Source organism: Psychrobacter sp. AOP7-C1-14 (assembly GCF_052376135.1).
Lineage (GTDB): Bacteria > Pseudomonadota > Gammaproteobacteria > Pseudomonadales > Moraxellaceae > Psychrobacter.
Map to the genome: position 1 here is coordinate 613242 of NZ_JBQSVH010000001.1, position 16056 is coordinate 629297.

Genomic DNA, 16056 nt, shown 5'->3' on the forward strand with positions numbered 1-16056 from the left:
TTACTGGTTTATACATTTAAATGCTATAAATCCAGATCCTACTACCCTATTTTGTTCTCCTATAATCTCCGTTTTATTGATTTTTAGTAAATATTTCTTTTCTGTACCTATCCCCATTCCCAGCTGCCTTAACCTTTCGTAAACTAATTTACGTTCCTTTTTATAGGTGAAGTCTCTACTATATCTATACTTGATTTAATTGTAATTGGATTGTTGTCATGCGCAAAATAAGCAAAAAGTCTGCTATCAAATGGGGTGTCATCACCTTAATCATCGTAGCATTAGGGGCTTTGGCCTATACTTTCTTAAAACCAGAAGAAGAAAAACCCAGTTATTTAACCGCCACGGTTGAGGTTGGTGATATCGAAAACAATGTCATGGCATCAGGTAAAGTTAAAGCACTTAATACCGTTGATGTCGGTGCGCAGGTCTCTGGTGAGGTCACAAACCTCTATGTAGAAGTGGGTGACGAGGTTCAAAAAGGCGACCTTATTGCACAGATTGATCAGGTCACACAAAATAATAACTTAAGCAACCAACAAGCTAGCCTGCAACAAAGTGAAGCCGCGTTACAAAGTGCACAAGCAGAATCGTTGAGCAAACAAGCCAGTCTAAAAAGTGCCTATGCCGATCTTGCCAGCCGTCAGTCTGAGCTCAAGCAAGCACAGTCTGATTTTGCCCGCTTGCAAGGCTTAGTCGATATCGATGCAATCTCTCAGCAAGAATATGATACCCAAGCGACTAGCGTCGAGACGGCACAAGCTGCCGTTGAAAATGCACGTGCGGCTATTGACACTGCTAAGGCAGCCATTGCTACTACAAACGCTAGTATCAATAGTCAGCAAGCCGCTCTAAGCATCGCACAGACTAATGTCAGTACCGCACAAGAAGATCTTAGTTACACCACGATTCGTGCACCCATTTCTGGTACGGTTGTTTCTATTACAACTGAGCAAGGTACTACTGTAAACGCCAGTCAAACTGCGCCAACATTGGTCACGCTCGCTGACTTATCTACGGTTCGTATCAACGCACAAATCTCCGAAGCTGATGTTATCAATGTCAATGCTGGTATGCCCGCCTACTTTAATATCATCGGTAACCCGGACCAACAGTATGATGCGACATTGACAGCTATTGAACCGGCACCCGAGGAAATTAGCGAGACCAGCTCAACCGATTCTGCGATCTACTATGTTGGCTACGTTGAAGTAGCTAACCCTGAGCGATTATTTCGTATTGATATGACCGCCCAGATTTATATTATCATCGATCAAGCCAAAGACGCGTTGCTTGTGCCATCAGCAGCCATACAAGAAAGACCCGCAAAAAATACAAGTGAAGGACAAGCCAAAACCAATAATATTGTACGCGTACTAAATGATGACGGCACAGTAGAACCTCGTATAGTAGAAGTAGGCATTGATAACCGAGTAAATGCGCAAATTTTAAGCGGATTGGAAGAAGGTGAGCAAGTCATTATTGGTGAAGGTAGTGCCAATGCTTCAGAGAACCGTGGTGGTGGTGCTCGTATACCTGGTACTCCAAGGATGTAATTAATTCTTTGACTATGTTAACGATGGAGGGGCTGAAAAACCTTGGCCCTTTCATCACGACACTCACTATCTTTGATTAAAGACATTGCTATGACTATATCTCAATCTACTAAACAGCCGACTGACAGCACTAGCGCTTCGATAGAAACCAGCTCACCGAATAATATCAGTACTGCAGCTACCGCTGACAGGCCCATTATGGAGCTGTCGGGTATTATTCGAGAGTTTGCTGCAGGCGAGCAAACCATTCGTGTATTGCACGAGGTTAATTTAACGATTAATCAAGGTGAAATGGTCGCGATTATCGGGCAATCTGGCTCTGGTAAGTCTACGCTAATGAATATCTTGGGTTGCTTAGATCAGGCGACAGCAGGTGACTATAAGATTTATGGCCAATCAGCAAACAAACTAGAGGCAGATGATCTGGCTGAGTTACGCCGAGAGCATTTTGGCTTTATCTTTCAGCGCTACCACCTGCTTGGTGACATTAGCGCCAAAGACAACGTTGCCGTCCCTGCCGTATATGCTGGTATGAACACTGAGGCACGAATCAACCGCGCAGAAAAGCTATTGACTGATTTAGGTCTTGGTGAAAAGGTAAATAATCGTCCTAGCCAGCTCTCAGGCGGCCAACAGCAGCGTGTTTCTGTTGCTCGTGCCTTGATGAATGGTGGCGATGTCATCTTAGCAGATGAGCCAACTGGTGCGCTAGATAGCAAATCTGGCGAAGACGTGATGGAGATCTTACATGACCTAAATGCACAAGGTCATACCATCATTATGGTCACTCATGATCCCAAACTTGCTGCCCAAGCCGAGCGTGTGATTGAGCTGAAAGACGGTTACGTCATTGCTGATTATAAAACTGAGCATTATAAACCGACAACTCAACACCCAGAATCTATCCTCGGTGGACATCGTAAAAGTGCCTTTGGCAGTTTTGTTGATCGATTACTTGAAGCATTTAAGATGTCACTGCTTGCCATGCGAGCACACAAGATGCGTACCTTGCTGACCATGCTCGGTATTATTATCGGTATTGCAGCAGTTGTATCTATTGTTGGTCTTGGTCAAGGCTCTCAGCAGCAAATTCTCGCAAATATCAGCTCACTAGGAACCAATACCATCACTGTCAATGATGGATACCCTCGAGGCGACCCGCGACGTAAATATAATGACGACAACCTCACACCAGAAGATGCAGAAGCGGTCAGCAGTCAACCGTATGTTATCAATGTGAGCCCTCAGGTCGATGCAAGCTCTAGTGTACGCTATCGCAGCGTACAAGAGGATTCTACCATCAATGGTGTTGGTGAGTATTACCTAGAGGTCACTGGTGAGACGCTAGCATTAGGTCAAGGTTTCGATTCACAAAGTATCGATCTTCGCAGTCAAGATATTATTATCGATGACAATGCCAAGAGTGCTTTTTTTGCAGATATAGATAACCCTATCGGAGAGGTCATACTCATCGGTAGTGTGCCTGGACGCGTGGTTGGCGTCCTTGAGGCAAGCGATAATGGCTTTGGGCCAAGTAGCACGACACCCGTCATATATATGCCTTATACCACTGTGATGTCACGTGTAACTGGTAGTGCGAATGTCGATAGTTTTATAGCATTGCTAGATGACAGTGTCTCATCTAGTGTAGCTGAATCAGCTATTTCCGATATAATAGAAGGTCGCCATGGTAAAGATGATTTTAATATTGTTAACTCAGATTCTATTCGCCAGACCATTGAATCAACGACAGGTACTATGACACTGCTCATATCATCGGTTGCTGTTATCTCATTGATCGTTGGTGGTATTGGTGTGATGAATATTATGCTGGTATCGGTGACCGAGCGTACTAATGAGATTGGGGTACGAATGGCGGTAGGCGCACGGCAAAACGACATCATGCAACAATTCTTGATAGAAGCGGTATTGGTCTGTATTTTAGGGGGCTTATTAGGTATTGGTATGGCCTTTGCCATTGGTGAATTGATCAATCGATTGGGCGGCGATAGCTTTAAAGTAATCTATTCATCAACCTCTATTATTGCTGCCTTTGTTTGTTCAACACTGATCGGCGTGGTATTTGGATTCTTGCCAGCGCGTAATGCTGCCAAATTAGATCCTGTCGAGGCACTTTCTCGAGACTGATAATTAATTATTGGCTAATTTTAGCTAGATCTAAAGCAGTGAATATAGATATAACGGTAGAAATTTAAATAAATTGGAAAAAATAGGCAGTTTTATAAGAGAATTACACTTTTTTTATCCTGTGGGGTTGTAATTGTCATAATAATATATATAATGTGCTCTCACGTTTAGGGATACAAACACTTTAAACGTTAGGGCTGTTAGCTCAGTTGGTAGAGCAGTTGACTTTTAATCAATTGGTCCCGCGTTCGAGTCGCGGACAGCCCACCATATTTAGTTTAATTTTTATTAATCGTTCCGCCCTATCCGGCAGTAGACTAATAAAGATAAGTTTAAAAGACATCGTTAAGATGTTTAGTTTTAGAAAATTCTTTAGTTAGAATTTTCTCTTGTAGAGTTAAAAAGCATTGCTTTTTTATATACTCTTCAGGGCTGTTAGCTCAGTTGGTAGAGCAGTTGACTTTTAATCAATTGGTCCCGCGTTCGAGTCGCGGACAGCCCACCATATCTAGAAAGCCCAGTTACTATTTTAGTAGCTGGGCTTTTTTTTCGTCTGAACTTTTTAAGTTTTATTTCTTAGCTGTTGTATACCTCTATTTATTACGCCTACGTTTAAACAGTCGAAAGTTATCTTTTTTGCGCCACAGTAATTTATGCTTGATAGTGTCTTTGATAGTGCGTGGATGTTTGGGTGCCTGCGTAATCAAGGTATCAAACGTGACTTGATCTATCGCCAACTCACGACCATGCGCCATCATGACTACAGAAGGTTTTAATGCTTTGATTTTTTGAAGCGATTGAATATAAACCTTAGGGTCATAAACAGGAAAAGGCGCCACAAACTTATGACGCAACTTGATTATTAGATCAGCGGTATATACTTCACGACTCGGCAGATGAAACAAAGACAAATCACGGTCTGTATGGCCTGATGTCTCTAATACTTGCCACTCGTCAAAATATGGTACAAATTCGCCATCGGTGACGGTAATATCTGGTTTTAGACTTGCCGAATAATATAAGTTTTTGAATGCGCGTCCTTGACGTCTGGCCACATAATAGGCCAAATTGATATCTACGAAGTGCATCACTCGCCCACCAATACCGCTATACCACTGCTTTTTTTTGTCCGCTGAGACAATCAGACAGCCAGTCTTTTGTCGGAATTTATGCGCACCGCCCGCATGATCAGGATGCATATGAGTGACTACCACTACTTTTAAGTCAGTGACAGGTCGTTTTAGTGTCGTCTTAATATAGTTGAGTACCATCGGCACATCAGCACGGCAGCAACCATCTAACAGCATTATTTTATCTGGATATACTGCTAAATACGTGCTCTGTATATACCCTTCTAAACGTACAATCTTACATAAGCTCATTTGCGATCCCTGCTTTGTTCATTTATCGCTTCCTGCGATATTTTATTCTGATACTTTTATTTATCCTTTTCATTTATAGTTAGTATAACGCCCGTCATAGCAAAAAAAATCGTTTTGAGTGAACGCTTGTGACTATATATGGAGGTAAAGTAGTATATAAAGGCAACATGAATAGTCACTATTGTTAAACCATGACTAATAACTACGTATATAATATAGTTTTACTCATAATAGTTATTCCCTTACCGGTCAAAAGCAAAAACCCAGCACTTAGGCTGGGTTTAGGTAAACACTTAGTGTGTTAGATAATTAGTATTTTAGATAACTCTTAAATTACCTGCTTATCGACTATGCAAGGTCACGAACCTTTGGTTCACGCTCCCATAAACGAGACTTAGCATTGTTAATAAAGGCATCTAGCTCGACCAATGGCGTCACAAATTCATCTTTTTCAACTGGTAGCTTACTTAGGATAAATTCATCAGTCGCACCGCAATATGCGATGGCTTTACAATGGTTAAAGGCATCATTGAACCAATCTAACGCAGAGCTGTCCATAGCTAGCTTTTTAGCTTGGTCAGGCATGATAATACTAACAACGGCATCAAACATTACTGACGGACCACCAGCGAGACGCTCATCAGCTTGTATGCGTGTGCCATCATCCAACACGACTTCTTTATTAGGCGCTACAATCTTGACGCTAGCACCTTGTTCTTTTGCCGCATCTTCGAAATTTTTAACTTCACTGCTATTAGAACCTTCTGCGACTAATATACCGATCATACGACCTTTTAGACTATCAGGCGTTAGACCGATGGTTTGTATGGCTTTAGAGGTACCCAAATCTTGGACAGGTGCAGCCGCATCTGCTGGCTCTGGTAGCTCCATACCAAGCGCGGTTGCTACACGATTGGCCAAGTCTTCATCGATATGAATCAAGTGACCAAGCATACGCGTACGTACATGGGCTGTATCTACTTTACCTAGCTCAAACGCATAGGCCGTTGCGATATGTGCTTGCTCAGTCGCTGTCTGACTACGATAGAACATACGTGGTTGGCTATAGTGATCTGCAAAGCTCTCCACACGGATACGGCCTTTGACACCATCATCCAACTGCTCATGGAACGACTCAAATCCATGTTTGTTACTCTCGCGAGGACGGGTTTGATCTAGGCTTTGTGGCTCATACAATGTACGAGTCTTCGGCACATGCATTTGCATATGGCCGTCTTGTTGATTGTTAGCGAACGGACATTTCGGAGCATTGATAGGGATTTGGGCAAAATTTGGCGAGCCTAGACGTGATAGCTGCGTGTCCAAGTAACTAAACAAGCGACCTTGCAATAAAGGATCATTACTGTAATCAATACCTGGCACTACGTGTGATGGGCAAAAGGCCACTTGCTCAGTCTCTGCAAAGAAATTATCTGGGTAACGATTCAGTACCATCTTACCCACGACTTTTACTGGCACCAATTCTTCTGGAATTAGTTTGGTCGCATCGAGGTGGTCAAACGGGAATTCGTTGGCTTCTTCTTCGGTAAATAATTGTACGCCAAATTCCCACTCAGGATAGTCACCATTGTTGATTGATTCAAACAAGTCACGGCGATGATAATCAGGGTCAGCACCTGAGATTTTTACTGCCTCATCCCATGTGGTTGACTGTACGCCTAGTACTGGCTTCCAATGGAAACGTACAAAGGTGCTCTTACCTTCTTTATTGATTAAGCGATAGCTATGAATACCAAAACCTTCCATCATACGTAGACTACGTGGTAGACTGCGATCACTCATTAGCCAAATCAGATTGTGCATGGTTTCAGGGCTTAGTGAGACAAAATCCCAAAATGTATCATGGGCAGATGCCGCTTGCGGGAAACCGCGATCTGGCTCTGGTTTGACCGCATGAATTAAATCTGGAAACTTCATCGCATCTTGAATAAAGAAAATCGGCATGTTGTTACCAACGATGTCCCAGTTACCTTCTTCTGTATATATTTTCACAGCAAAACCGCGGACATCACGTGGCGTATCTTTTGAGCCTTTGTTGCCGGCGACTGTTGAAAAGCGCGTAAACAATGGCGTTTGCTTACCTGTCTCGGTCAACACTTTGGCAGTCGTATATTCTTCTAGCGACTCTGTTAGCTCAAAATAACCATGTGCTGCGCTACCACGAGCATGGACGATACGCTCAGGGATACGCTCATGGTCGAAATGATTGATTTTTTCACGTAATACAAAATCTTCTAATAGCGTCGGCCCACGTGAACCTGCTTTTAGAGAGTTTTGATTATCGGCGATAGCCACACCTTGCTGCGTGGTCAATACTTTGGTGTCGTCGCCTGCACGTTGGTGCGTTTCGCCGCCATTGCCACGTTCAGTATTCATGTTTTTGGCGGGGTCAGTATGATCGATATTATTATTCATAAAAAGTCCTAGCTAATAGATTAAGAGTGCTCTTTTAAATTACTAAAAAAGTGCCGACACAGGTTCGATATCCTTTGAAATAATGGTGACTTCATTTGTCATTTATTTTTCTGTGTTTTCAGCATTACCTAACATTAAATTAATACCGCACTAAAATTCGTAAAGGAATAATAGGCTTAGGACTTATACTACCCAAAAAATAAGTCAAATATAGTTGCGTCTATGGTGAACCTTGTTGATGTTTGGTTAAGGTATATGGACGTTACGAATCAGCCACTTTAGACAGCCTTAAAGGAGCATGTACGTTAACAATAGTATCTTGTAATGTAGTTCTTCTTTAAGGTATGCTTTTTACGAAGCACTAGAGACAATTGATAAATAAATTGGCATGGTTTTAGCCTTATATTTATCTTTTTTAAATCGTTGAATTTAAATAACCCTGATACAAGAAAACCGAGCGCAAGTTATACATTAGTATAGTCAGCGAGGATGACGATGTAGCGTATTTATGGGTATTTAATGATGCGACTATTTTTTATATAACTATAAGGCTACCTACCATGTTACCAACTCTAAGCTCCCCGGCTAAAAAACCTTATCATTCGTTGCTAGTAGGCGCGTCAATGGGTCTAATGGCATTAACATTCAGTCAAACGGCTGCTGCTATCACAACCAAAAACGTGACCTATACGGTCGATGATGAAGCCTACGAAGGCTATTATGCTAAAGCAGATGAGCCTAATGCGCCTTTTATTTTATTGATTCATGATTGGGATGGTCTAACTGACTATGAGCGCAAACGTGCTGATATGTTAGCGAACGAAGGTTACAACGTATTAGCAGCGGATATGTTTGGACAAGGCATACGTCCTACTTCTATCGAAGAAAACAAACGCCTAACTGGAGAGTTATATGATGACCGTAACAAAATGCGTCGCATATTGGCAGGGGCACTAACAGCAGGACAGCTACAAGGTAATGATGTGCGTAAAGGCACTACCATGGGCTATTGTTTTGGCGGTACAGTCGCGTTAGAGCTAGCGCGCTCAGGCTTTGAGCAAAAAGCCTTTGTACCCTTCCATGGTGCTTTCGAAATTCCAACTGGTCAAAGCTATGACAACACGACAGGAGAAATCTTAGTATTTCACGGGTCAGCTGATGAATCTGTCTCTTTAGAGAGCTTTGCGACTTTAGGTAAGACGTTAGAAGCCGTCGAGGTACCGCATGAGATGGTCACTTATAGCGGCGCACCGCACGCCTTTAGTGTCTTTGGTAGTGACCGATATGATGAACGTGCCGACAAGCGCTCTTGGAAACGTTACTTGGATTTCTTAGAAGAAGAATATAAATAATCTGACAGCGTCAAAATAAGAAAACCCAAACAGCCCAAGTAAATTAAAAAAACTAAGTAAAAAGCCACTTCAATCGATCATCGTCTGATCTGACTTGAAGTGGCTTTTGTATGGTAAGCGCTTGAAGTTTTATGTTTTTTGAAAGACCAATAATTGATTGTTAGCAGGCATTGCATATGTTTTGCTGAGTTGAAGATGATGCTCACTTGCCAAACTGACAACATCTTCTTTGGCACGGATACCGCTATTAGAATTGCCTGCTCTTAGCATCACATCAAATCGCTGATTGCCTTCACTAGTATAAGCACCATACTCGTTAAATGGACCATATACGATCAGCTTTCCACCGACAGGGAGTGCATCACCAACCAATGCAAATAATCGTCTAACCAAAGCCCAACTAATGATATGCAGCGTATTCGCTGTAAACACCGCATCGTAAGGTAAATCTGACTGGCTGTTGCTATTAACGGGTATAACATCCGTACTCAAATCAAACGCTAAAGGAGCATATAGATTAGGCGCAGGATAAGCCTGATGCCAAGTCATTATATGACGATGATTACTAATGACATCGCTCGTTTGCCATTTTAGATGTGCTAAATGAGGCGCAAAGTGAACACTATGTTGACCAGTACCTGACCCAATCTCTAGCACATGATGAGAGCATTGCAGCTCAATTTGTAGTACTTCTAAAATAGGCTGTTTATTATTCTCACACGCTTGGGAGCATGGCAGTGCAGAGACATCTACTTTATTATTCAAATCACCATTGTGCATTACGGCTCTCTCCAAACTGTCTATGGTGCTTTTGGTAGTGGTAGTAATAGTTGTAGCAGTTGCACTATTTTCACAAGCATTGCCAAACGTCCCAATGTTAATAAATACCTGCTAGTAAATACCTGCCTCGACCCCAGCTGCCAAGGTCATTGCTAGTGCTTCTACTTGCTCAGTAAAGCTATCTTGCCACTCGCCTTGTAAGATCAAAGTATCTTGAATTTGATTCCAACGTAAGCCTGTGATTATCGTCTCCATCGCGCGTTTGGTACCTGTACCATCATGCCCTGCCCGTATATATAGCGCAAATGGCATGCCCTGCTTCTCTTCTAACACAGGATAGTAGCAACGATCAAAAAAGTCCTTGGTCAGCCCTGCCATATACGATAGATTTTCGGTTGTACCTAGCAGTAACGCATCAGCAGCCAAGACATCTTCAGGCTGCGTGTCCTGCGGCGATTTCAAGATGACGTTGATATCTATATCAGGATGATTGGCACCGTCATAAGCCGCCTGCGCCAATTTCTGAGTATTGGGCGATGGCGCATGAGCCACGATGAGTAAGATCTTAGTAGACATATTAGGCTTCTATGCCATTGTTGAATACTAGATTTTGCGTAATAGCAGGATCCAAGCTATTGCCTACTGGACAGGTCAACGCGGTTTTGTAGAATCGTTTTAAGGTACTCTCATCCAATGCCTTTGAGAGATTGACTATAACGTGTATTTCACTCACACGTCTTGGTTTGGCAGCCATGACTTTGGTGATTTCTGCGGTCGTGCCTGAGATATCGATATCCATCGCGTCGGCTTTGATGCCGATAATCGTTAAGATACAACTGCCCAAACTGGTCGCTAGCAAATCAGTGGGAGAAAACGCCTCACCTTTACCGTGATTGTCGGTCGGCGCATCGGTGATGATTTGATTATTAGATTGAAAGTGAATGGCGGTGGTGCGTAAACTGCCTTGGTAGGTTACTTTTGAAGTTGTCATAGGATTCTCTTTGGTAGTTGTTTTTTCTAGATTACTTCTTTTTAAATAGTATAACGCTGTTAGACAATAATAACTTATGCTCCATTAGTTACCATATGGAATATTAAGCTCTATAATGTGCGAGGAAAGCCTTTATATGCAAGATCTAATCACTTAGAACAGTTAGCTAAACCTATAGTGGGGCTTAATTTATGGTATTGACTCAGTTTAAAAGTATTATGATATCTAACTTGTAATTTCAGCTATATATTTCCCCATGTATCTACATAATTCTTTCTAACTTCGTCTTCGCAGCGGTGACAAGCAAAATAGCTAATAGTTTCCACATCTCCTGTAACGAAACTATCACAGTTTTCACAATCTAAAGCAGGCCAACCACGATCTTCACATTCAACACAGACCCACATACCTTCCAAGTTTAATACTGTTTGTTTTTCGACCTGACATTTATGACAATAAGCCAATGGATCAGCCTCGTCATCATAACGAGTCTCAGGATCTTGCTCTTTATATATTTCAGTATATTTTTCTAAAGCATATTCAGAAGCTAACTCTGTCTGGCACTCAGTGCATTTATGATCTTTAACCATAAAGTATTTAACTTCTTTATTGCAGTTTAAACATGGTATTGAAGTTTCGATTGCTTTTAGCTTTAAATCCTTCACATCACAAACTAAGCACTCGATATCTTCTCCCCAGCCATGCGATTTAAGTATTTTAGCTGACTCTAATTCGCATGACGTACAAGAGACGATACGGCTCCCTCTTTTCTTTTCTATCTCAATTTTATCTTGAATCAAATCAAACTTAACTTTAAGAAAATTATGGTTCAATTTAACTCTTACATCTATTTCATCTATTAAGCCTAGATAGCTAGTAAAAATATCAGCCCAATTATTAGTTAATAGTTTATACAAATGAAACCATGAGACCCAATGTTCAATAACTACTTCTGTCTCTTTACCGGAAAACCCTGTATGAGCAAAATGAACAATTTGATTTCGATGCTTACCCAAAGCTTTAAAATTATCCATAGCTTCCTTTTTAATGTTTTCTCCACAAATATTTTTCAAACGAATAGATGCTTCCTCCAGATATACAGAATGGAAGTCACCACTTTCAAATTTCTCCTTAACTGCTGATTCGGGCTTTGAAATAATGAGTGACCAATGTTCTTTCATTAGTCGAGCTTTAAAAAACAACTCTATTGCAGTGTACAGATCAATCAATGAGCTTTTAGGAGATTTTGACAAATTACTAACTGAAGAATCAAGAAAAAGAATTCCATTAGTAACTACAGCATTGAACCATCCATCAACGCTATTTTTATTTTGCTTAATATTATTTACCACTGACATCTCCAAAAAATACTAAAAATTAAAAGCAATATTAGCAAGCCCCAAGATAATAAAAAGCATAAGTAGTATGGTTCACTACTAAGTGCGACAGAAAAGTAAATATCCAGTCCAATACTCAATATTAGAGATGCTGTATATATAGTTAGTTCATAACCAAAGAAATATAACATATGGTCACAAGGATATAGATAAAACTATACCTGAACTGCTTTATCGAAAAAACCAACTACACAGCATGAATAGTTAAATAAAATCAGTGAAAAAAGCAAACTCTGTTCCAACCAAAACCTTCTCACCTATCCTCTACACTGGCGAACGCTCCAGCCTATCTAAAGATTATGCTATTCTATGTTGGATATATAAGCATTTATTTAGTTTTAGCAATTTTTTTAGTTACTGCTAAAACTAAATTATAAATCCAGACTTAAATACTTTGAATAGGCGTTCCATATGTTTATAAGAAAACATTTTTTTCATTTATCTATTTTGACCATGATATTTATGTTTTGCAGTAGTGCACAAGCTGAAACTCATCAAGATAAAATCCAAGTAAAGGTATTTATCGCAGCGATGTTTGAAATTGGTGAAACTAGTGGAGATAAAGCAGGCGAATTTCAGCATTGGTATAATCAATATTTTACAGATAGTAAGCCTATAAAAGTAGAAGGTGCCCATAGCCCAGTTTATTGTAACTCAGAAGGTGTTTGTGGTTCGGTATTAGGCATGGGTAAAGTAGGGTCTTCAGCATCCATGCAAGCAATCACCCTTTCTCCCAAATTTGACTTTACCAAAAGTTATTTCGTTCTAAGCGGTGTGGCTGGGACACCACCGAGTAAAGGCACGATAGGTGATGTAAGCTGGGCGTCTTGGCTCGTAGATTACGACTTAGGTCACCGCTGGAAGGCCGCAGAAGGTGACAAAGGTGCACCTACGTTTACACCCCGCAAAGGCTATGAAGATATTCGCCGCTATCAACTTAACTCTGAACTGCTAAAATGGAATCTACATCTAAGCCAGTCAGTTGCTTTAAAAGATTCAAAAGAAGCCAGCGCTTATCGAATGAAATATCCTGATGCAGCAGCACGACGGAGCCCAGCTATCACCGTAGGCACTCATATGACAGGAGATACCTTTTTTCATGGTCCAGGGTTGTCGAAACAAGCTCAATACATCACTGAGTTATATAATGCAGATGATTATATTATCACTGAGATGGAAGCCGCTGCAATAGCACAAGTACTTAACAGAACGGTAGGTATTGAACGCATAATGAGCTTACGTGGTGCAGTGAATTTTGACCAAGGTAATCCAAATGAGACTACGCTTCAACATTTAGATCCAGCGCCAGGAGAAACCGCTGGTGGCTTTGCAGAAACAGTAGAAAATATAGTACTAGTGGGATCAAAAACTGTCGATCATATCGTTGATAACTGGGATGTCTGGGAAAAAGGTGTGCCAAATTTCAAAGGAGAATAAAGAACTGCAAGATAAATTTTAAGTAGTACAGCAGACCGTTAATAGTTAGTAATAAGTCAGTAGTTTCTAGAGTGAGTTTATGCTCATTCTGGGAACTGCTAACGCCTATAGTTCTACTCCCAATATAGCTCTTCCATTACAGCTTCATTAGAAAATAATTAAGCCATCGAACCGCCTACGCTCGTTGGGTAGCCCACGACTGAACAAGCCATCAGGTTGAGCGTTGATATAGAGATCTATTCAATAGAAATATTTTTTCTTATTCTATAAGCTAATGCTTATACAAGACAGATTAATTAGACTTGTATACAAAACACTTGGATGTTGTATGGTCAATCCAAACAAGCAATTAGTACAGGTTAGCTAAACACACCATTGGTCTTGAACGGCTATTTAGCTGAATTTCGCTGAAATATAGGTCCAATAACCTAACAGCAGTATGAGCAAGCCCCACGATAACGAAAAGCATAGATAATATGACTCGCTATCAAGTGCGACATAAAAATAAATAGCCAGTCCAGTACTCACTAACAGAGAGACTGTATAAGCGATGAGTAAAGTAAACAGAGCGGTATTTTCAAATTCGGATAAAACTGGGCTATTCTCTGCACAAATATAAAAGAGAAAACCAAGCGAAAAAGCTCCACCAATCGTAATATGTAAAAATGATATTAGAACCAGTGACCAGATCGACATAAATGCTTCCTTTATTCGCTTAACGCATGCTCAAAATATTGAGTGCTAACTATAAAATTTTACTATTACTATCGTTTAAACGGCGTCAGATCTATCTCTTCAAACTCGCATATCGCTTTTATACTAGGGTTTTCACTTAATCGATTTAGATACACGGCCAAATTTTTATAGGCCATAGGCGACTTCTCTAACAGTAACGACCACTCCGCCAACATAAATAAAAAATAGTCACATGCCGATAGTTTATCACCAAGCAAAAACGGATTAGATTCTAGCTGATCATCAATGATAGACAAGGCCTCTGCAATACGCTCATCTTGAGCAGATATAATATTGGGTATATTGCTCTCATCATTGGTGTGACGATGTGGATAATAGCGAACCATCAGTTCCGCTTGCAATGTATTGTTTAAGAATGCGAGCCACTGAAAAAACAGCGGGCGTTTCGGATCGCCAAGTGCAGGTATCAACTCATGCTCTGGATATGACTCACAAATATGAATACAAATAGCAGAACTCTCAAAGATAGCCTGCCCATCATCAACCAGCGTTGGAATACGTCCAGCAGGATTCAACCTCAAGTAATCAGCTGATTTGTGACTGTTACTCTCTCTTTCAACCAGAACTAACTCATAATCCGCTTGCACATGATGCAGCAAAAAATGTGGCGCTAAACTCGCATTGTTCGGATAATAGTAAAGTTTAAACAAAACAGACTCCATTCTAAGGCTGACAGAGGACAATAGTGACTTGCTGTCTGACTGACACCTATCTTAAATTAGAGCTTAAGCACTTAATAGAAGCTTTAACTGTTAAATCTACTTCTAATAGAAGGTTCATCATTATTGATGCTTTTTATCGTCTCAAATCCTTCTTTTGTACCAAAATATAGAGCATCGGTTTTTTTCTCTCTATAAAAACGCAGTTCATCGTTATTACTATCAGTTAGCGTAAACTCATTAAAGAGTTTTTCCCAGTGCTCTTTCTTTTCAGATTCGTTATGATCCGCTTTAAACGTTGGCTTTAAGATATAAGCAAGGTCGTGGTCTTCTTCCGTAGTTAGTAAAGGTAATAACTTTTTATGTGTGGTTAAATATAGACATATTTTCTCGATATCATCTAAAGTTTCTTTGCTATCAGTCAGTTTAATAATTAACATCGGTTTATATCCTCATTTACTTTTTAACTTGCTGTCATCTAAGCCCAGCCAGATACTATTCCATCTGCCACCTATTATCTACCCATACCGCATCATTGTCATCTAAATGAACATGCCATTCTGCCTCAGCAACCACGAGACGAATCTCAGTCAGACACTCTAACCAATGGTTGATGCTATACATCAAAACGTCCACATCTGCGCTAACAGGCACCTTTGTAGCCCCTGCCAATATCACTTCTGACTCACTATCATCATAAGCATAGAGATCAAAAGACTCCGCGTCTTCTGCATATTCAAAGCTATCATTATATTTATCAACGATGAGCGTAATGTCCTCTTGCTCCTGCTTAGTCAAAAGCATCGTACGCTCAGCGGTATAGTAGAGGGAAATGCCCATAGCATGCTCCTAACCCTTAAAGTAGTTATCAATAATATCACATAGCACTTTTCCGCAGACAAAGAAAAGCCCCCTCTGCTTTCGCAAAGGGGGCTTTATCTAAAATAGAGAGCTGACGATAACCTGAGCGCCGTTAAGGCAAAGCACTGCTTTGCTAGGCAGCGCAAGAGCAAATCCTTTAAATAGGATTTGCTGCGTAGGTCACTAGGAATAAAAGATAAAAAAAGAGCCACCCAATTAAGGGTGACTCTTTTTAAGTATAAGGAGCTGACGATGACCTACTCTCACATGGGCGAACCACACTACCATTGGCGCAACGATG

The 16056-nt window shown here is 40.8% G+C and carries 13 protein-coding genes and 2 tRNA genes; 6 read left to right on the top strand and 9 right to left on the bottom strand.

What is annotated here, in order from left to right:
* Window positions 1–218: 218 nt before the first annotated feature.
* The 4 genes from ACT3QN_RS02665 (at window position 219) to ACT3QN_RS02680 (ending at window position 4209) form a co-directional block, all read left to right on the top strand.
* The gene (locus ACT3QN_RS02665) at window positions 219–1556 is read left to right on the top strand and encodes an efflux RND transporter periplasmic adaptor subunit (RefSeq protein WP_444523364.1); all 1338 of its coding nucleotides are present in this window, start codon (window positions 219–221) and stop codon (window positions 1554–1556) included.
* 198 nt (window positions 1557–1754) lie between these two features.
* A complete protein-coding gene (locus ACT3QN_RS02670; RefSeq protein ID WP_444523369.1) occupies window positions 1755–3704 on the top strand; it encodes a MacB family efflux pump subunit in 1950 nt (649 codons plus the stop codon).
* 194 nt (window positions 3705–3898) lie between these two features.
* Window positions 3899–3974 (top strand) — tRNA-Lys (locus ACT3QN_RS02675).
* Window positions 3975–4133: 159 nt separating this feature from the next.
* Window positions 4134–4209: transfer RNA gene (locus tag ACT3QN_RS02680), tRNA-Lys, on the top strand.
* Between the two features lie 88 nt (window positions 4210–4297).
* Here the strand turns inward: ACT3QN_RS02680 and ACT3QN_RS02685 are convergent.
* Window positions 4298–5086, bottom strand: a complete 789-nt coding sequence (locus tag ACT3QN_RS02685; protein ID WP_444523365.1) for an MBL fold metallo-hydrolase — start codon at window positions 5084–5086, stop codon at window positions 4298–4300.
* A 348-nt stretch (window positions 5087–5434) separates the two neighbouring features.
* The gene (locus tag ACT3QN_RS02690; RefSeq protein ID WP_444523366.1) at window positions 5435–7522 is read right to left on the bottom strand and encodes a catalase; all 2088 of its coding nucleotides are present in this window, start codon (window positions 7520–7522) and stop codon (window positions 5435–5437) included.
* A gap of 560 nt (window positions 7523–8082) precedes the next feature.
* Here ACT3QN_RS02690 and ACT3QN_RS02695 point away from each other — a divergent pair.
* Window positions 8083–8874 (top strand): dienelactone hydrolase family protein, encoded by a 792-nt coding sequence (locus ACT3QN_RS02695; protein WP_444523367.1) that lies wholly within the window; start codon window positions 8083–8085, stop codon window positions 8872–8874.
* A 129-nt stretch (window positions 8875–9003) separates the two neighbouring features.
* Here ACT3QN_RS02695 and ACT3QN_RS02700 read toward each other — a convergent pair whose 3' ends face one another.
* The 4 genes from ACT3QN_RS02700 to ACT3QN_RS02715 form a co-directional block, all read right to left on the bottom strand.
* Entirely contained in the window at window positions 9004–9654 is a 651-nt protein-coding gene (locus ACT3QN_RS02700) for a DUF938 domain-containing protein (RefSeq protein ID WP_444523370.1), read from the bottom strand.
* Between the two features lie 111 nt (window positions 9655–9765).
* On the bottom strand, window positions 9766–10230 hold the full coding sequence (locus ACT3QN_RS02705) for a flavodoxin family protein (protein WP_444523977.1): 465 nt from the start codon (window positions 10228–10230) through the stop codon (window positions 9766–9768).
* A 1-nt stretch (window position 10231) separates the two neighbouring features.
* Window positions 10232–10645, bottom strand: coding sequence for an OsmC family protein (locus ACT3QN_RS02710; RefSeq protein WP_444523976.1), 414 nt, complete (start codon window positions 10643–10645; stop codon window positions 10232–10234).
* A 242-nt stretch (window positions 10646–10887) separates the two neighbouring features.
* Complete coding sequence (locus ACT3QN_RS02715; RefSeq protein WP_444523975.1) at window positions 10888–11997, bottom strand: hypothetical protein; 1110 nt, start codon at window positions 11995–11997, stop codon at window positions 10888–10890.
* A gap of 456 nt (window positions 11998–12453) precedes the next feature.
* On the opposite strand from ACT3QN_RS02715, the gene ACT3QN_RS02720 reads away from it, so the two are divergent.
* Window positions 12454–13479 (top strand): purine-nucleoside phosphorylase, encoded by a 1026-nt coding sequence (locus ACT3QN_RS02720; protein ID WP_444523974.1) that lies wholly within the window; start codon window positions 12454–12456, stop codon window positions 13477–13479.
* A 764-nt stretch (window positions 13480–14243) separates the two neighbouring features.
* Here ACT3QN_RS02720 and ACT3QN_RS02725 read toward each other — a convergent pair.
* The 3 genes from ACT3QN_RS02725 to ACT3QN_RS02735 form a co-directional block, all read right to left on the bottom strand.
* Window positions 14244–14885, bottom strand: a complete 642-nt coding sequence (locus tag ACT3QN_RS02725; RefSeq protein WP_444523983.1) for a glutathione S-transferase family protein — start codon at window positions 14883–14885, stop codon at window positions 14244–14246.
* Between the two features lie 95 nt (window positions 14886–14980).
* On the bottom strand, window positions 14981–15334 hold the full coding sequence (locus ACT3QN_RS02730) for a hypothetical protein (protein ID WP_444523984.1): 354 nt from the start codon (window positions 15332–15334) through the stop codon (window positions 14981–14983).
* 55 nt (window positions 15335–15389) lie between these two features.
* Window positions 15390–15734, bottom strand: coding sequence for a hypothetical protein (locus ACT3QN_RS02735; protein ID WP_444523985.1), 345 nt, complete (start codon window positions 15732–15734; stop codon window positions 15390–15392).
* Window positions 15735–16056: the final 322 nt, after the last annotated feature.